The following is a 17,846-nucleotide window of genomic DNA, read 5'->3' on the forward strand; positions in this document are numbered from 1 at the left end:
GCGCGCGGCGGCGATCTCTCGCGTGTTGTCTCGCTGGTAGAGTCTTGCCAAATGTCAGTCGTTCGTCGGATCTCATCCACGCCTCAGCAGGTACAGCGCCGCGTGTTCGATGCACGGAGCACCCGCTGGGACGACCACAGAGTGGTCGTGAGAGCGGAACTGGCCGACGCTGCTGTGCGTGCAATCGAGCGGTGCGGCGAAGGTGTGAGCATGGACGACATCGCTGCCGAGGCAGGGGTGTCGAAACCGAAGCTGTACCGGCATTTCGGCGATAAGGCGGGCCTTTACCGCTCGGTCGGATCCAAGTTCGGCGCGATGATATGGGAATCGGCCGAAGTTACCATTCGGGACGGTGGCAGCGACTTGACCGTCGACGACATGATCGGGTCGTTGATTCGTTCCTACGTTGGACTAGTTGGTAAAAACCCTTCGGTGGTCCGCTTTCTCATCAGCCATCGGATGTTCCAGTATTCAGTTGCCGGGGACGGTAGTGCCGCGGATGAGATCAGGTCGGTCATGGAGGTCGTCGCAGACCAGTTTGCGGAGAACCTTCGAGGAATCGACGCCGACCTGACCGCTATTCCGCTGGCCGTCGCGTCGATACTCGGGTCAGGTCTCTCCGCGACGGAGTGGTGGATTGACGGGGGGCGCGAGAACGGTGTCGATGACGTGACGTTTGCCACCCATCTGCAGGCCACGACCTGGGGGATCATCGACGCCACCGCGCAGCAAATGGGCGTGGTCTTCGAGCGGCATCTGTCGATCGGCGATCCTGAATTTATGACGATCATCCAGTTGTGATGTCCAGGGAGGTTGGTCAGTGGGGTGACTGGTGGCTGGCCTCCGGTTGCGGAGTGGGCTCGATGGTGATTGTAGAAGTGGATCCAGCCGGGCAGGGCCTGCCGGCGTTCTGCTTCTGATGTGTAGTGGGTGTGGTTGGCCCAGCCCTCTGCCAGTGTCCGGTGGAACCGTTCGATCTTGCCGTTGGTTTGCGGCCGGTAGGGGCGGGTCTTTTTCACCGTGATTCCCAGTTCCGTGCAGGTGTTGGTCCAGGTGTGGGATTTGTAGGCCGCCCCGTTGTCGGAGAGCACTCGCTCGACGGTGACACCGCGTTCGGCAAACCAGTCGACAGCTCGCCGCAGCACACCGGGAGCGCTCACCGCCGTTTCGTCGTCACAGATCTCGGCGTAAGCGACCCGCGAGTGATCGTCGATCACGTGTACGAACGCTGTTCCGATCAGCGGGCCGGGGTGTTTGCTGCGCGGTGCGACGGTCGCTGACCGGTTGCGGTCGCCTTGTGCTTACCGACGAAACGCTATCCGCCACCGTCGGGGATGTTGCCGAATTTGGTGACATCAACGTGGATCATAGAGACGGGATGGTCGTGTTCGTACCGTCGGATCGGTTCGCCGGTCACACGGTCGACGTGGGTGAGCCGATTGATCCTGCATCGCACCAACGCGGCGTGGACCGTTGATGCCGGCACACCGAGCTGCCCGCCGATCTGCACTGGCCCGTACCGATGCCGCCACCGCAGCGCAACAATCGCCCGCATCGTCGGTGGCGGGGTCTTGTCGGGCTGTGGTGCGGTCGCGAGGACCGATCAGCCAATCCCGCGGGCCCCCCGCTGTGATATCGCTGCGCCCATCTCGCTGCGTTTCGCGCGGAGACCATGAACTTCGCCGCCGCAGCGGCGTAGGTCCACCGACATCGACTACTAGGCGGGCAAGACGAAGCCGAGCGCGTGGCGTCATTGCGGCCCTCACGTGGGACGCGAAGGCCTTCGGTGTTGTGTGAAGCGGTTCCTAGACAGCTCCACTTCACAACCAGGGCCCTCGCCTGTCTCAAAACAGGTCGAATTCACCTCACCCCAAGGCAACGTCCCTGGACATCACATCTAGACGCACTCAGCCATCGGGCGTCGGTCGGACTGTCTCTGTCGGCTGTCGTCGGCCCTAGCCGCGTCCCGCTTCCGGGGTTCCGGCTTCAGAACCAACCGCGGCGGGGGAGCATGCCAGATCCTAGGTCACCCCGCCGGTGTCGACCGAGGTATCGCGACTGCCTGGATGGTCGCCTCGTGTGGGTCGATCCATCGCCCGTCTCAGTCGAGGTTCGTGGCGATTGCTCACTCGCTGCTAAAGCCCGAGCCCAACAGTGATGGTGGCAAGCATAGATGCCGAACGTGGTGAACAGGCGTGGTCCGGTGGCGGCGTAGGCGGTTCCCACATCTCAGCGAATCGACGAGCCTAGTTCCGTGATCAGACGACGAAAAGCCTTATGCGTACTGGAAGTACCTGATACTGTCAGGAACGCATTCGAAGAGTCGTGGTTCTGGGTGGTAGGAGAAGTGAATTTCCAATCGATACGTGGGACGCGCGGTCGGCAGCTTGTCGACCCTGGGCGCGACTACGGCAATGGCCGGACAGGCACTGACGTGGTCAGTGCGGGACATCGCCACAGGACGATTCCCAATTCGCGAGGTCATCACGCAAACCTGGTTCGTGATAACCGTGACCACCTTGCCGGCAATCCTCGTGGCCATACCGTTCGGTGTCATCGTGTCGGTACAGGTCGGCAGCCTTACGCAGCAGGTGGGGGCGACCTCGATCGCTGGAGCAGCCGGTGGCCTCGGAATAATTCAGCAGGGCGCGCCCATCGTGACGGCGCTTCTGCTCGGAGGTGCTGCGGGGTCAGCCATAGCGGCCGACCTCGGCGCGCGGACGATCCGGGAAGAGATCGACGCCATGGAGACCCTCGGCTTGAACCCGACGCGAAGAGTCGTCGCGCCTCGCGTTGTCTCCGTGCTTCTCACCGCCCCGATGCTCTGTATGTTGATCGTGTTCACGGGGCTCTTGGCCGGATACATAATCAGCGTAAATGTTCAGGGAATAACCCCAGGTAGTTACACCGCATCGTTCGCATCATTTGCGTCGGTGACAGACATCGTTGTTGCCCTTATCAAGTCACTCGTGTTCGGGCTCGTGGTCGTCGCAATTGCCTGTCAGCGTGGACTTTCCACAAAAGGTGGACCAGCAGGAGTCGCCCAGTCGGTCAACGCGACGGTGGTTCTCGGAGTTGTGTCGTGCTTCATCATCAATGTGGTCATCACCCAGCTCACGACCATGTTCGTACCGCAGAGCATCGGATAGAACACCATCATGACCTTAGCTGCACCGTCTCGGCGCTTTGAACCTGTTCTCAGAACGGTGTCCCGAGCGGCGAACTCGGTAACAGGGATCGCCGAGCAGGTGGGCCATGTCTTCACCTTCGTCATTGAAACGATCGTAGGTCTGCGACATGTGGCGACTACCTACCGGCGCCAGACATTGCTTTACATACAAGAGTTCGCCTGGGGACGCGGAGCGGTCCTAGTCGGTGGTGGCACGGCAGTCGTTCTGGCCATTCTCGGTATCGCAGTCGGCGCCTCCATTGGCATTCAGGGCTACGCATCGCTCGACCTGGTCGGAATGAGTTCGCTGACCGGGTTCCTGTCGTCGTACGCGAACACACGGGAACTCGCCCCCATAATTGCGGCGATCGGGTTTGCAGCTCAAGCCGGTTGCCGCCTGACCGCAGAGATCGGGTCGATGCGTATTGCTGAGGAGATCGACGCCCTGGAATCAATGGCCGTTCGTCCGATTCCTTTCGTGGTGAGCACGCGAGTGGTTGCGGCGGTGACCACCGTTATCCCGCTCTACATAGTCACCCTCATACTCGGCTATCTTGCCGCCAAACTGGTCGTCACCATAGGACACGGACAGTCGGGCGGCACCTACGATTTCTATTTCAATGAATTCCTGGTACCACGCGATTTGCTGTTCTCTGTCATCAAAGTTTTGGTGTTCGTCGTTTCCGTGGTGATTGTCCACAGCTACCAGGGCTATTACGCCACTGGTGGAGCAGAAGGAGTCGGTCGTGCCTCAGGTCGAGCAATTCGGAGCAGCCTCATCATCATCGTCGTAGAGGACATGGTGCTGACCCTGCTGATGTGGGGCTTTGATTCAGGCGTCCGGATCTCAGGGTAGGGGGCGTAGATGGCAATCTTCAAAGACCTGTCCGGGCGTGCTCCGTCGCGTGGGAGCCAGATCGTGCGCGGCGTCGCTGTGCTGGTTGTGGTGATCGTCGGGGGCTACTTCCTCGTCGGCACCACGACGAAAGTCAACGCGGACAGGACCTTCACCCTGAAAGCCGACGTGATCGGCGACGGGCTGAAGGGCGGCTCAGAGGTCAAGTATCGAGGCCTGACCGTCGGGAGGGTTGCCGATGTGAAGGTCCGAGATCGTGGCACGACAGTAAAGATCGAGTTCACAGGTGGCAACGGCGCAATCAATCCAAAGCAGGGGTTGTCGGTCAATTATACGTCCGCGAACGCCCTGGGGCCGACTGCTCTGGAGATCGTCGACCTGGGCGACGGAGCTCCGGTCCGGAACGGGGGAGTGGTCAGCGTGTCGCGGGCGCGCACCGCGCAGACCTCGGTATCGACCCTGATCCGAAAAATCTCGAACTTGGTCGAGGTTCTCGATCAACCGTCGTTCAACGCGGTCACAAAGTTCATCGTCGACGATTCTCAGACCTTTGCCGACACCGGCAAGTTGGCGTTCCAAATCGCACAACTAGCTCGTGATGTACAGAGACGACCTGTCGGTAGAGACCTCACGATCGCTGCAGATCTGTCTCAGGGCGTGGCGGACTTCATGAAACCCTTTGTTCCCGGTATTTTTCTCAACGTAGACATAGCCGAATTCTTCGGCAATCAGCGGGGAATCGACCTCACGAAGAGTAATTTAAAAGATACCGGCGAAGTCTTATTTGGCGGACTAGGTGGCCTGTTGTCGACAAACTACGCCGCCCTGAGTTCACTGCTGGACGTCGGGCTCGACCTGATACGCCCGGTGGCACGTTCCGCGTCGGGTCTGGTTCGGACCGTGGACTCGATCCCACGAATCCTGGACGGAATCGACAAGGCGACGCCTCGTGTCGACAACAAAGTGCAGCTACAGGTCGCGTTGATCATTCGTACCTCGCCTGCGCTGCAGAGCGCGCTGGCAGCGGAGAGGACAACAAAGTGACTCTCAGGTCGTTGATACCCACGATCATCAAAATTCTGAGCTTCGTCGTGGTGATCGGGTTGCTGACGTACGTGATCGTCGCCATCCTGGAGCCGGCGTCGGAGGATGGGAGTTCGGAGAATTCTGCAGTCTTCAACGATGCGTCGGGCCTCAAGGCGCGCGACGGGGTCCGCTTGGCGGGCGTCAAGGTCGGCTACGTGACGGCGGTCGATCTCAAGGGCACCACCGCCGTTGTTCGATTCCAGCTGAATAAAGACATCACCATCACCGGCAAGACCAGTGCTGCGGTGCGCTACCAGAACCTCCTGGGCCAGCGATATGTCGAGCTGATCGGTGCGCAGCAGAACAACAAGCAGGGGTTGATCACCCAGGTGGCGCTCAACAAGACCATTCCCTCATTCGATGTGTCGACACTGTTCAACGGATTTCAACCCGTGTTCGACACGCTCAACGCCAACGAGATCAACCAGTTGCAGGCCAACCTGCTCCGAGTTGCACAGGGCGACGGTAGCGGGATCTCTCCGGTACTCGAACAGCTCGCGAACATCACCGCGTACGGCAATCAGCGCTCGCAGATCATCACCAATATCGTCACCAGCCTTGGCCGAGTATCCGATCAGCTGCGGGGAAGATCAGCGCAGTTGGTGGAACTCATCGACAAATTGGGATCGATCGTCGACGCCTTCAGCCGTGTCAGTGATCGCCTCCGGGCATCGCTCCGCGAGGTCAATCGGTCACTTGCCAACACCGTGAAGATCGGAGAGCAACTCGAGTCGACGTATGACGACAGCTTCGCGGTGATCTACCAACGATTGCTGCGTGAGCCAGGTGATTCGGAACGTCTGCTCAACGGTGCAACTCTGTTGAAGCCGGTCCTCGACGCGTTGGCCGCTGCAAGCCGCGCGACCCCGTCCGCCGCGAAGTGCTCCGGAAAAGCGCTCACCCTGCCCAGAACTGCCCAGATCGCGTTGATGGGCCAACGATTGGTTGTGTGCCAGTGAGATCCGTTTTCAATTTCAACCGACCACACAATCGGCCCGAACGCAGACGGAATCTGATCGTGGCAGGCGCGCTGTCGATGCTCCTGGTGATCGGTCTGGTGATCGCCGGTGTGACCTACATCAACCCTCCCGGGCAACGAACCATGTCGGCGCAGCTGATCAACACCGGCGGACTGAAGTCCGGTGATCAAGTCCGTATCGCCGGCATCCGTAAAGGCAAGGTGTCGGCGGTGGATCTGACCGGGACGTACATCACGGTCATGTTCCGGCTCGACGACGCGATCTCGGTTCACTCCGACGCGACGGCAAACGTCCGCCTGGTAACGCCGATCGGTGGGCGAGTACTGGACCTGAACCCAGGATCGGGAACGCAGAAGTTGTCGGGGCCGATACCTCTCGTGCAGACGTCCAGTACCTACGACATCTCCGACACGCTCGAAACCACCACGCCGATTTTTCGCGACGTCAGGGCCGTAGATCTGCGGAAGACAGCCGACCTATTGCAAAAGACATTCTCGGACGGCAACACGAACCTCCCGGATGCCCTGCGCAACACCAGCAGCCTGGTCGATTTGCTCGAGCGTCAGTACGGTCAGCTCGACAGTGCCGTCTCGCTCTCGGACGAGTACGTCGAGGCCCTCGCCGACCGTAAGCAGGTGCTCGTCAACTTTCTGCGTCAGCTGAGCTTCCTCGCTAGCACGCTCGGCCCAGACATACAGAACGTGCGGGACGGATTCGATTATCTACGACGCCTGTTCAAGTTGCTCACGAGGCCACTGGTTGCTTATCAGGACGGGATCGAACCGTCGGTTCAGCAGTTCAAGAAGCTTCTCGACAACGTGGTGACGGCACTGCCCGGGTACGCGAAGGCGCTGACCCAGGTAGATCAGATCTCGCGGCAGCTCGGTGGTCTGCTCGGTGCGCCCGTGAGTGCACCGGCACCGGAGAAGCCCCAATTACGCATGTGTATCCCGACGGGTGACGACAAATGTTGAGACCTCGATTCAGATCGTGGCTGGTTCCCACCGTGGTGGTGGTGGTGGTGGTCGCGGTTGTGGGCGGGGTGGTCGGCCGCTCCGATTCCGACGGGGACTCGCGCTCTCTGTGCGCGGTGTTCACCGACGCCTCCGGTCTGTTCAAGGGCAACGCCGTGGCGATGCTCGGGAAAAAGGTCGGCAGCGTCACGAAAATCGAGCAGAACAGCGAGGGCGGACGTGGGGTTCGCGTCGACATGAAGGTCGACAAGAGCGTTCCACTTCCCGCCGACGTCGGTGTCACGTTGGTGTCCACCTCGATCGTCACCGAACGGCAGATCGAGTTCACCAAGCCCTATGCAGGCGGGGCCAAGTACGAGCGAAACCAATGTGTGCAGCTGTCGAATACGAGGACACCGCTCGGAATCAGTCAGACGCTCCAGTCGTTGAGCAACCTGTCCGATGATCTCGTCAAGGACAACGGTCGCAACACCGACGCCGTTCTGCAGTCACTCGATCTCGTCGCCAACAATCTGAAGGGATCCGACGGCGACCTCTCGGCAATCATCAAGAACTCCGCTGCGTTGATCAACGATCCGGCCAAGCGGGACGGCCAGATCAGGCGGATCGTCGGAAATCTCGCGACGCTGACCGGTGTGGCGACCGAGAATTCGGCGCAGGTGACGGCGCTCTTCGACAACTTCGTGGGAGCCATTCAGGTCATCGTTGCCTTCGGTCAGACCTTTGGCGGAGCGGTCGAATACGCACGGACGTTCGTGCCCATCCTGTCCCGGTTGGCAAGTGATTTCGGCCCGCCCATCTTCGCGATCGGCGACGCTGCGGTTCCGCTGATCGCCAAGGCCGGCGACCAGTTGAACCTCGTAGCCGCCTCGGCTGCCCGCACGGCGGACCTCATCGTCAAATACCCTGACTCGCAATCCATCCTGAAGGCGTTCTCGGTGTCGTTGCCGCTGCGTGAGGTTGTGGGCGCGTGCAACAGTCAGGCGGCCGCAAACGTGTGCGGCGCCGGTGGAACCGCCGCCGCGGTGTCGTCGTTGATGGGAGGCGGATCGCGATGATCGGAAACATTCGGATACGGCGCGCAGGACCGATGGCCGTCGCAGGCGTCGCTATCGCCGTGGTCGTGTCATCCTGCGGCATCAACGCCGACAACCCGCCGTCGTTCAATACTTCGAATAGCGGCGGTTACACCATCGGAATGGAGTTCACCAGCGCGCTGAATCTTCCGGCGCAGGCGAAGGTTCTCTCAAACGGTGCGGATATCGGGACGATCAAGGACGTCACCTACGAGAATGGCCACGCGTTAGTCAAGGCCCAGGTGAAGTCCGATTCGCGACTTCCCGCCGACTCCCGCGCAGAGCTTCGGCAGGACACCCTGTTGGGTGAGATATACGTCTCGATCCTGCCGCCGAGTGAACCGACGACCGCGGAAGTGATGAAACCCGGCACCGTCATCCCCCTGTCGCGAACCGAGCCGGCGGCCAATGTCGAAGACGTGATGCGCGGCATGGCCAACGTGTTGGGCGGGGGAGAGTTGTCCAAGATCCACACGGCAATCTCCACTCTCAACACCGCGTTCCCCAAGGATCCCAAGCAGTTCGATGCGCTGTATCGGACCACGCTCACCACGCTGTCCGAGGTCTCGAAGAACACGGACAAACTCGACATCGTCCTGACCTCAGCCGACCGAACCCTGAAGGTCGTTCTGGCGGATCCCGCCGCGCTGGACCGTGTGCTGATCAAGGGCGGACGCAACTTTTACGGACTGGGGTACTCGCTAATCGACGTCGCGCTGCTCATCGCAAATCTGCGGGACTTCGCGGTTGCCGCCGGTGCAATCGTCGATCCCGAGAACTCACGGATCGTACCGTCAGTTGCGGCGATCTCCCCTGTGGTCCGCTCGCTGGCGAACTCGGACATGTACTCCGCTGCGGTCACCGACCAGGCGACCCGGGTCATCCGCGACAAGCTGATCCCGTTCATGGGCTCACCCAATGTCAACGTGTCGGGGATCTCGGTGGACGACCGTGACCTAGGTCGCCGTGATGCCAGCTCGTTCATCACAGTCTTGAAATCGATCGGAATGCTGCCATGACCCGAGGTGCGAGACTCTCCGCGCTGGCCCTGTTCGTCGTCCTCGTCGTGGGCCTTACCTACCTCGTTGTCGTCGTCGCTCGCATCAACCCAACACGGTCGGAATATTCATTGACGGCGTACATCGACACCTCCGGCGGCCTGCTCGACACCTCACCGGTGATGCTGCAAGGACTGCCAGTGGGGAAGGTCACCGCGATCCACGCCTCGGACAGCGGCCTCAAGGTGGACATGAGCGTCGATTCCGAGGAGAAGATCGCCCGGAACAGCGTGATGACGATCGAGAACCTGTCGGTGGCGGGTGAACAGTATGTCAATTTCATTCCCACCGGTGCCGCCGCGGACAGGTTTTACGGAGGCGGCGACGTGGTGCCGCGAAGCTCTGTCCAGGTGTATCCCTCAGTGCCTCAGGTTCTTCCGAAGATGTCGGCTGTGGCGGATGCGTTGGATCCCTCCTCGATCGAGTCCATCAACAAGAGCGTGTCGAAAGCGGTGACCGGGCGGCAAGCGGATTTAGACACGATCGGCGAAATGATGCGTCGCCTTGTCGATTTCGTAGGAGAGGACGGGGTCGTTCGGGTGACCGCGGACAATGCTGAGTTCTTGCTCGGATTGCTCGCTGATGCGGGTGGTGTACTCACTTCCGCATCGGTGGAGACGCCGGCAGCAGTCAATGGATTGGCGCGGATCCAGAGGGCCTTCATTGCGTTCACGTCCAGTTCGTACGACAAATGGTCGCCGATTCTCAAGCTTGTGACCAAGCTGAGCGGATACCTGCAGATTTTACAGCCCGATCTGGTAGCGATCACCCGAGCTGTGAAGCCGGCAACCGCGAAGGTCGCCGATACATATGTCGACTTCGGGTCGATCGGCGACCTACTTTCGCGTACGTTCCCGGCGTCGAAAGCGGGGAGCGCGCAGATCCCGATCAACACATCATTGTCACCGCGGTGACGACGCTGAACACGGCGACCCCGCCGCAGAGCATGAAGGGCTTTACATGACAACAAACTCCGAACAATCGAGTGGCGCAACAACGCTCGCAGACGACGCCGAGCTGGAGGGCGTTCCGGCCGCGGATGTGTTGGTGAGCGAGTCGGTCGAGACCGCCGAGGATTCAGCGGGTGACACCGCAGAAGGTAGCTCTGCCGACGAGGCCGGTTCGGCGAACAGAGTGCGTCAATTGTTCACGGCGCGTGTTCGCGGCGCGATCGCCGCAATTCTTATCGTGGTCTTGGCGGTACTGGTGGGTGTGTTCGCGTACTTGTACGTCGACGCAGACGACGCGAAGTCCGCCACCGACGCCGAGGCCTCCCAGCGCGCGCAGGCGGCCGCCGCTGCAGCCGACTACACCACGAAATCGCTCACCTACAGCTATCAGACCACTGATGCATTCTTCGCTGCAGTGAAGACGAATGCCGGCGAAGCCCTCGTCAAGCGGTACGACGAGGTCCGCCCGACACTCACGCAGATCATGCAACAAGCCCAGGTTCAGGCCACGGGCCGCGTTCTTGCCACGAGTATCACCGGAAAAAAGGACGGGAACTACACGGTGATGGTCTTCGCGAACCAGAAGACCCAGAATGTCCAGAACACGCAACCGAGCGAACTGCCAACGCTCCTCAAGGTGGTGGTGACCAAGGCCGGCAAAGGCTGGCAAATCCTGGATTACGGTCCGCCCGCCCAATGATTCGGATGATTCCGCTGAAAGGCAAACAATGAAGAGCACCATGCAAGAGATGCCGCTGACCGTGTCGTCCATCCTCCGACACGTCGCGACGAACCACTTTAACAGAAGTGTGATCACCTACCGCGGCGATCAGCTCGCCGCAACTATCTCCTACGGCTCGTTCGAGGAGCGTTGCGGACAGCTGGCAAATGTGTTGCGCCGCGTCGGCGTTGCTCCCGACGACAGGGTCGCCACCCTGTTGTGGAACAACCACGAGCACCTCGAGGCCTATGCGGCGGTACCCGCCATGGGTTCGATCTTGCACACCCTCAACCTGCGTTTGTCGCCGGCACAACTGCAGTTTGTCGCCAATCACGCCGAGGATCGCGTAGTTATCACCGACAGCTCGCTTGCACCGTTGCTCGCGACAGTGCTGCCGGGCTTGACAACAGTGCGCACCGTACTTGTCATCGGCGACAGGCCCGACGTGTCGGCCCTGGAAGGCCTCGGGGTCGAAGTCATCGGTTACGAAGACGCGCTTGAATCGGAGTCGACGCTGTTCTCGTGGACCGATCCGGTGGAGACGTCGGCAGCGGGGATGTGTTACACCAGCGGGACCACCGGCGATCCGAAGGGCGTTGTCTACAGCCACCGCTCTATTTTCCTACACTCGATGGCGGCGTGTACTGGCAACGCTTTGGCTCTGGAAGAAGCCGACCGCGTTCTGCCGGTGGTGCCGATGTTTCACGCCAGCGCTTGGGGTCTCCCGTACGCGTCGCTGATGGCGGGCGCAGACCTGCTGATGCCGGACCGATTCCTTCAGCCCGCCCCATTGGCGGATATGATCGGCCGGCACCGACCCACGAAGGCGGGTGCGGTACCCACGATCTGGAACGATTTGCTGCAGTACGGGCAGGCTCACCCCGAGGTTGATCTGTCGTCAATGAGCCTGGTTGCCTGCGGCGGGGCGCCGGTGTCGCAGTCACTGATCGAAGGATTTGGCGACCAGTTCGGTGTGCAGATCATCCAGGCCTGGGGCATGACGGAGACCTCTCCGCTCGCGGCGGTGTCCCGTCCACCGGCTGGTGTCGATTCTTCAGCGCAGATGTCTTACCGCAAGCGACAGGGACGCGCCATCTGCGGAGTCGAGATGCGCCTGACGGATGAGGCCGGACTCTCGGTGCCCCGAGACAACAAATCAGTTGGAGAACTGGAGGTTCGGGGGCCATGGGTCGCCAATTCGTATTACAACCTCGATGACGCCGACAAGTTTCGCGACGGCTGGCTACGTACGGGCGACGTCGGTCACATCAGCCCGGACGGCTACCTCACGCTCACCGACCGCACAAAGGACGTGATCAAGTCGGGCGGTGAGTGGATCTCGTCGGTTGAGCTCGAGAACACCATCATGGGGCACCCCCAGGTAGTTGAGGCCGCGGTGATTGCCATTCCAGATGATCGCTGGCAGGAGACTGCCCTTGCGCTCGTCGTCCGGTCGAGCGGCAGCGATGTGACCGCCGACGAGCTCCGCGCATGGTTTTTGGAGAACTGCCCGGAGGAGCTCCCCCGATGGTGGGTCCCGAAAAACTGGGCGTTCGTCGATCAGGTGCCGCGAACCAGCGTGGGGAAATTCGACAAGAAGGTCCTGCGTGCCAATAACGCAGACGGGCTCATCACAGTAGTGACGAACTCGATTACCTGACACGGTGAACCCACTGTTGCAAGCCGATTGCAGTTCGCACTCAGTACTGATTGCATCGAGCGTGAAGCCTCCCCCGTTGGTGGTCAACTTGGGAGAGTTCGGATCGGCAGCCGGGATGCCGGGCGGTGGAGTCGCCGAGCGCCGGTTCGTTGCCGCGAGATGAACCGCGACATCGGTATCGGCCGCGTCGGGCGGGTTCGAAAACGCACGTACGTGAGGGTGGCGGCCGACCTCGATTTTCAAGCGGTAAAACGGATGTCAGCCGCGATCGACCATCGTACCGAACAACGATCACCGAACACGTGCGTCGCGACTCGCGGCGCTTCCGGCCTCGTGGCGGTAAGACCTTCGTCGGGAAATGTGGAACAAGTGCGGCAAGCTCCATGATCGAGGATGCATCGAAACCGAGAATTATCGCGTGTCGCACGTCGCCCCTACCGCGAGCCTTTTCAGCTTTTCAGATCATGAAACCCACGCTCCATTACGGAGCCGTTATTACAAAAAATTGTTGGCATAGGATTGACTTTCTGCAAGCGCGCGGCCAGCATTGAGCATGACAAATGAGCGTAGACGGGGCACGCACGAGTTGACCGGTCCATTAATGCGTCACGCCCCAATGAGGGCGTCGCGCCTGTTGAAAATTGCTCAACAGATCGGTACCCCGGTGGTGACTGCGGCCGGCATGAACATCGGGGCGGCCGTTAGGGAGCGTCGCCGCGGGTGTGCAGGGTGGGTCGGCGCGATTAATAGCGACTACGACCCCCTCAATCCAGAGACGGCGGCGTATCCGTTTGACGCTTATCGTGCGTTGCACAGGGGAGGGCGAGTGCACTACAACCCCAAACGAGCGACGTGGATCTTGAACCGGCACGAGGACATCCGGAACGCCCTTCGCGACACGGCGGCGATCACGAGCACCAAAGGCGTGACAAGGATGAGAATTTCTGCTCCGATTCTCGTTCTCACCGACGGCGACGACCACGCCCGACTGCGTCGATATGTTCAGCCTGCCTTCACCACGGGCGCCATGAGCGATTGGAAGGCGATGGTGGACCAGCTGGCCAAAGAGCTCGTAGCTGAGGTCGTCGCCAATCCGGGTTGCGATGTGATGGAAAAAATAGCAGTTCCGATGCCCATCCGGCTAATAGCACACATATTGGGAATTCCGGCCGATGACGTCGGCAAGTTTCGGTCGTGGTCTACAGACGGCGTGGGTGTGATCAATGCGGCGCTGACGCCGGCAGGGCTACGGCAGGGCTTCGGAGGTATTCGAGCGATCGGAGCGTTGCACAAGTACTTCAAAGAGCAGATGAGCAACGGCACGCTAACGCGGGAAGGCTCTGTGTTGGGTCGACTTGTCCGTGAAAACGAGCACGGCAAGCTGTCCGATGACGAGATGTTCTTCGTTGTAATGCTGCTGCTTTTCGCCGGGAATGAAACCACTACTAATCTCATCGGCGGTATCTTCGACACCCTCGCCCGAAACCCAGACCAGTTCGCAATGATTCGAAACCGTCCCGATCTGATTCCTGGCGCGATCGAGGAGCAACTTAGATACTCAACGCCCATTCAGAACCTGTACCGTTACACACGGACCGATTACAGAGTCGGAGAGGTGACCATCCCCAGCGGGTCGAGGGTTCTGCTGGCGTTCGGCGCTGCGAACCGCGACCCTGACGTATTCGATGATCCTGATACCTTCCGCGTTGACCGAAACCCGCACAATCACGTCGCATTCGGATACGGCGCTCACATGTGCATTGGAGCGGCCCTTACTCGTTTGGAAGGCCAGGCCGTTCTGCGGGAGCTGATCGCGCAAGCCTCGGCCATTACCGAGGCAGGTCCAGCGACCTGGTCTACGAACAGCTCGCTCCGCGGGCCCGTCTACCTTCCGATTCGACTGTCGGCTGCTCGGTAAAAGTATTGCAGTGTCAGCTTGTAGCGGTCGACGCGGCGACAGGTCGGCCACGGCGGGGCCAGTCAATGAACACCGGTTCCCTTGCGTGCGGCGGTGAACCGGATCGAGAGTCTCGGTGGGACTCGAACTTGAATGACTGCGAACGAGAGTGAACCGCCGATGTCTCTGCGACGTCGTCGTCGCGCGCACGGATTCACCTGTCTTCGGGAAGGGTGGAGGGCCTTTGCTGAGCGGTAAATTATGCTGTGGAAAATAGCTAACTTCTTCGGAAGGTCCTTCAGGTCGGGCCGGGCGTGGCGCATTGCTCCCAATCGTGGGCGCGTCTAAGACCGGTGCCGACGGTAGGTCCGGGTGTCACCGAGCCTTCTGGGGCCACCAACTGGCGTTGCCTAGGAGCGTGGCGATGGCCGGGACGACGATTGTCCGGACGATGAAGGTGTCGATGAGCAGGCCGACACCGATGATGAGTCCGACTTGGGTCATTATTCCGATGGATCCGAAGATGAGGCCGAACATGCTGGCGGCGAAGATGAGGCCTGCGGATGTGATGACTGATCCGGTGTTGGTGACGGTGCGCAACACGCCGATGCGGATGTTGTGCTGCGATTCTTCGCGTAGTCGTGAAACCAGCAGCATGTTGTAGTCGGCGCCGACGGCGACTAGAACGATGAAGGCCAGTAGTGGTACGGGCCAGGCGATGTCGGTGTGTAGCAGGTGCTGGAAGATGAGTACGCCGACGCCCAGTGCTGCGGTGTAGTTGAGTATGACGGTTCCCAGTAGGTAGATGGGTGCGACGAGTGAGCGGAGCAGGAGCATCAAGACCAGGCCGACTATGGCGAGGGTGGCTATGGCGAGTAGACGGAAGTCGCTGGTGAGAAGTCGTTGGAGGTCTGCGTTGATGGCGGGGAACCCGGCGACTGAGACGGTGGAGTCGGTGAGGGTGGTGTTAGGCCGCGCATCGTTGGCGACGGTAGCGATGGTGCTGGCCAGCCGCATTGCGTCGGAGCTGTAGGGGTCGAAGCGTGTCTGTACGGCGTAGCGCACGGTGTGTCCGTCTGCGGAGACGAACTGTCGTGCGACGTCGGAGAATTGTTGGTCATTGAAGGCGTCTTTGGGTAGGTAGAAGCCGGTCGCTGAGTCTGACCCCTCGGTCTCGCGGGCGGTGGTCTGGAGTTGAGCTGCGAGGGTAGCCATTCCGGCCAGTTGTTGCATGTTGCTGTCGACGAGTGTTGAAACGCCTCCCGCGAGGGTTCGTGCGCCGGCCGCGAGCTGGGCGACTCCGGTTTGCAGTTGTGCGATTTTCGAGGGAATGTCCTGGGATTGAATGGTTCCCAGGGTTGTCTCGAGGGTGTCGATTGTGGTGTTGAGCTGGTTGGTCACTGTTGTGATCGGTGTTTTCATTTGGGTGAGCTGCGTCGATAGTGTGGTGATTTGGGTGAAGAAGCCGTTGTCACGGAGCGCGGCGAGGTCGCGTGCTTGTTGGCGCAGTGTGTTGCATTGAGGTACCTGGGTGCATAGGGGGGAGTTATCGAGCAGGGGGAGTACCGATGTGATCGTGGCGATAGCGGCGGACGACCGTTGAGCCAGGGCGGACAACTGGGGTGCGCTTCTCGCCGCCTGGTCCAGTTGCGGAGCGGCGTCGGTAAGCGACTGTAGGAGTGGTCGGTATTGACTGATGTTGTCGTCGACCGTGGATACTTGATCGAGAATCCCGGACAGTGGTGTGAGGTTGGTGCGGATTTGCTCGTCGAGTTGCCCTAGGCCGTCGGCGAGTTGATCGGCGCCAGAACGCAGCTGCTCGAGGTCGCCTTTACGTGCTTGTCCTTCGCGGACCGCGCCCGAGACGCGGTTGCCGATCTGGCCGTTCTGGAATGACAGCTTGGCCTGGTCGAGTTTGGCGCCAGTGGGCCGAGTAACCCCGACGACGCGGGTTACGCCTGGAACTTGTGCGATCCGCGATGCCATCTGCTCGAGGTCGGCGAGTCCTTTCGCAGTTCTCAGATCGGTGGGGGCACTGATGACGATGAATTCGGCAATGGTGATGTCCCGAGGGAAATGTCTGTTGAGCAACGCGTAGCCCTGGTTGCTGTCGGTTGTCGAGGGTTGTCCGTCACGGTCGTCGTAAGTGATTTGTATCCCGATGGCGATGACGCTCAACAGCGACAAGCCGACGAGGCCGGCAGCTAGCAGTGGTACCGGTCGGCGTACGACCAGGACTGCAATGCGGTTCCAGTAGCGGCGGGTGAGGTCTTTGCGCGGGGCACCCCAGCCGTAACGCGCGGCCCACAACAAAACCGGCGGTAGCAGTGTGACGGTGGCGATGAAGCCGACCGCGATTGCCACCGCGCATGCGGGGCCGAGTGTGGCGAAGACGCTGAGTTGGCCGAAAACCATCGCCATGAACGCGAGAGCCACGGTGGTCGCTGAGGCGAGGATTACTCGACCGATCGTCGCTGTCGCGTCTACGAGAGCGCCAGAGGGGTCCGCGCCGTGGCGTAGCCGTTCGTGGTATCGGCTGATCAGAAAGACTGAATAATCCACACCTGCACCGAGCAGGATGACGGTCATGAACGCGACGGTGAACTGCGATACGGGCATGCCTAGTTCACCGAGAGCGGAGAGGACACCTCGGCCGACGGCGAGGCTGATCCCGATCACCAGTAGGGGCAGCAACGCGGTGAAGATCGACCGGTACACGACCAACAGGATCATCGCTATCAGGAGAACTGTGGCCAGTGTGATCAGGACGAGGTCTTTTTCGGCGGCGGCGATCTGATCAGTAAAGGTGGCCGTGGGACCCGTGACGTGCACCGTCGTGTCCGTTCCCGCGAAGACCTGTGCCGCCGTTCGACGTAGTGCCTCCACAGCATCTGCGGCCTCAGGCCCGCCGAGGGTACCGCTCACCCCGACGGGCAGATACCACGCCTTCTTGTCCTCGCTGAGAGCCTGCCGGGCGGTGATCGGGTCTGCGAGCAGATCGCGGACGGACTGCACGTTGTCGCGGTCCTTCTGCAGTCGCGCAACAAGGTTGTCATAGCGTCGCCGCGTGGGCTCGGTTAGGCCGGCGGAACTCTCCATGGTCACGAAAACGGTTGTCTTCGCTCCTTTTTCGCCGAAAGCATCGCCCATACGGTCCAGCGCCTGGAACGACGGCACCCCGGCGGGGATCGGGTCGACCGACTGCGCGCGCACCACCGTCTCCAGCTGCGGGAACAACACAGCCAGCACCACCGCAGTAGCGACCCACACCGTGACCACGAGCGCCTTATGCGCCAAGACGTAGCGCGCCAACCGCCCCAGCGACTGGCTGTATTCACCGCGCCGGAGGGAGCGTCCTGACGTCGTCACCCGTCACACACAGCTTGCAGCAGAGTTGACATCGCGCACCCTTCACAACA

The 17,846-nt window shown here is 60.8% G+C and carries 13 protein-coding genes and 1 pseudogene; 12 read left to right on the plus strand and 2 right to left on the minus strand.

The genetic code is table 11. The annotated features are described in order from the left end of the window. The first annotated feature begins 51 nt into the window (after positions 1-51). Positions 52-801 (plus strand): TetR/AcrR family transcriptional regulator, encoded by a 750-nt coding sequence (locus tag ACQ7HM_RS12035; RefSeq protein ID WP_434216519.1) that lies wholly within the window; start codon positions 52-54, stop codon positions 799-801. Here the strand turns inward: ACQ7HM_RS12035 and ACQ7HM_RS12040 are convergent. Further along, positions 798-1,754: pseudogene (locus ACQ7HM_RS12040) on the minus strand (IS481 family transposase); the annotation flags it as partial. The gene ACQ7HM_RS12035 and the pseudogene ACQ7HM_RS12040 overlap by 4 nt on opposite strands. Before the next feature lie 660 nt (positions 1,755-2,414). Here ACQ7HM_RS12040 and ACQ7HM_RS12045 point away from each other — a divergent pair. From ACQ7HM_RS12045 to ACQ7HM_RS12095, 11 genes are all read left to right on the plus strand, one after another. Continuing rightward, positions 2,415-3,149, plus strand: coding sequence for an MlaE family ABC transporter permease (locus tag ACQ7HM_RS12045; protein ID WP_434216943.1), 735 nt, complete (start codon positions 2,415-2,417; stop codon positions 3,147-3,149). Between the two features lie 9 nt (positions 3,150-3,158). Next, entirely contained in the window at positions 3,159-4,025 is an 867-nt protein-coding gene (locus tag ACQ7HM_RS12050) for an ABC transporter permease (protein WP_434216520.1), read from the plus strand. 9 nt (positions 4,026-4,034) lie between these two features. Beyond that, positions 4,035-5,069, plus strand: a complete 1,035-nt coding sequence (locus ACQ7HM_RS12055) for an MlaD family protein (RefSeq protein WP_434216521.1) — start codon at positions 4,035-4,037, stop codon at positions 5,067-5,069. Then, positions 5,066-6,070, plus strand: coding sequence for an MlaD family protein (locus ACQ7HM_RS12060; protein ID WP_434216522.1), 1,005 nt, complete (start codon positions 5,066-5,068; stop codon positions 6,068-6,070). The genes ACQ7HM_RS12055 and ACQ7HM_RS12060 overlap by 4 nt, the downstream gene beginning before the upstream one ends. A gap of 77 nt (positions 6,071-6,147) precedes the next feature. Next, positions 6,148-7,065: an MlaD family protein gene (locus tag ACQ7HM_RS12065; RefSeq protein ID WP_434216944.1), complete on the plus strand. Its 918-nt coding sequence runs from the start codon at positions 6,148-6,150 to the stop codon at positions 7,063-7,065. 32 nt (positions 7,066-7,097) lie between these two features. Next, complete coding sequence (locus tag ACQ7HM_RS12070) at positions 7,098-8,123, plus strand: MlaD family protein (protein WP_434216523.1); 1,026 nt, start codon at positions 7,098-7,100, stop codon at positions 8,121-8,123. Positions 8,124-8,155: 32 nt separating this feature from the next. Then, entirely contained in the window at positions 8,156-9,160 is a 1,005-nt protein-coding gene (locus ACQ7HM_RS12075; RefSeq protein WP_434216524.1) for an MlaD family protein, read from the plus strand. Then, positions 9,157-10,113 carry an MlaD family protein gene (locus ACQ7HM_RS12080; protein WP_434216525.1) on the plus strand — a complete coding sequence of 319 codons (957 nt, stop codon included), beginning with the start codon at positions 9,157-9,159 and terminating at the stop codon, positions 10,111-10,113. Before ACQ7HM_RS12075 ends, ACQ7HM_RS12080 begins: the two co-directional genes overlap by 4 nt. 46 nt (positions 10,114-10,159) lie before the next feature. Beyond that, positions 10,160-10,849 carry a hypothetical protein gene (locus ACQ7HM_RS12085; RefSeq protein WP_434216526.1) on the plus strand — a complete coding sequence of 230 codons (690 nt, stop codon included), beginning with the start codon at positions 10,160-10,162 and terminating at the stop codon, positions 10,847-10,849. Positions 10,850-10,877: 28 nt separating this feature from the next. Next, complete coding sequence (locus ACQ7HM_RS12090; protein WP_434216527.1) at positions 10,878-12,530, plus strand: long-chain fatty acid--CoA ligase; 1,653 nt, start codon at positions 10,878-10,880, stop codon at positions 12,528-12,530. Between the two features lie 826 nt (positions 12,531-13,356). Continuing rightward, positions 13,357-14,448 (plus strand): cytochrome P450, encoded by a 1,092-nt coding sequence (locus ACQ7HM_RS12095; RefSeq protein WP_434216528.1) that lies wholly within the window; start codon positions 13,357-13,359, stop codon positions 14,446-14,448. 354 nt (positions 14,449-14,802) lie between these two features. Here ACQ7HM_RS12095 and ACQ7HM_RS12100 read toward each other — a convergent pair whose 3' ends face one another. After that, positions 14,803-17,796: an RND family transporter gene (locus ACQ7HM_RS12100; protein ID WP_434216529.1), complete on the minus strand. Its 2,994-nt coding sequence runs from the start codon at positions 17,794-17,796 to the stop codon at positions 14,803-14,805. Between the last annotated feature and the right edge of the window lie 50 nt (positions 17,797-17,846).

This window comes from Williamsia sp. MIQD14 (assembly GCF_051025635.1).
In the GTDB taxonomy this organism is placed as follows: Bacteria; Actinomycetota; Actinomycetes; order Mycobacteriales; family Mycobacteriaceae; genus Williamsia_A.

Coding starts and splice junctions, on each gene's coding strand:
- ACQ7HM_RS12035 (WP_434216519.1), top strand. CDS start 52: ATGTCAGTCGTTCGTCGGATCTCATCCACGCCTCAGCAGGTACAGCGC.
- ACQ7HM_RS12045 (WP_434216943.1), top strand. CDS start 2,415: ATGGCCGGACAGGCACTGACGTGGTCAGTGCGGGACATCGCCACAGGA.
- ACQ7HM_RS12050 (WP_434216520.1), top strand. CDS start 3,159: ATGACCTTAGCTGCACCGTCTCGGCGCTTTGAACCTGTTCTCAGAACG.
- ACQ7HM_RS12055 (WP_434216521.1), top strand. CDS start 4,035: ATGGCAATCTTCAAAGACCTGTCCGGGCGTGCTCCGTCGCGTGGGAGC.
- ACQ7HM_RS12065 (WP_434216944.1), top strand. CDS start 6,148: ATGCTCCTGGTGATCGGTCTGGTGATCGCCGGTGTGACCTACATCAAC.
- ACQ7HM_RS12075 (WP_434216524.1), top strand. CDS start 8,156: ATGGCCGTCGCAGGCGTCGCTATCGCCGTGGTCGTGTCATCCTGCGGC.
- ACQ7HM_RS12080 (WP_434216525.1), top strand. CDS start 9,157: ATGACCCGAGGTGCGAGACTCTCCGCGCTGGCCCTGTTCGTCGTCCTC.
- ACQ7HM_RS12085 (WP_434216526.1), top strand. CDS start 10,160: ATGACAACAAACTCCGAACAATCGAGTGGCGCAACAACGCTCGCAGAC.
- ACQ7HM_RS12090 (WP_434216527.1), top strand. CDS start 10,878: ATGAAGAGCACCATGCAAGAGATGCCGCTGACCGTGTCGTCCATCCTC.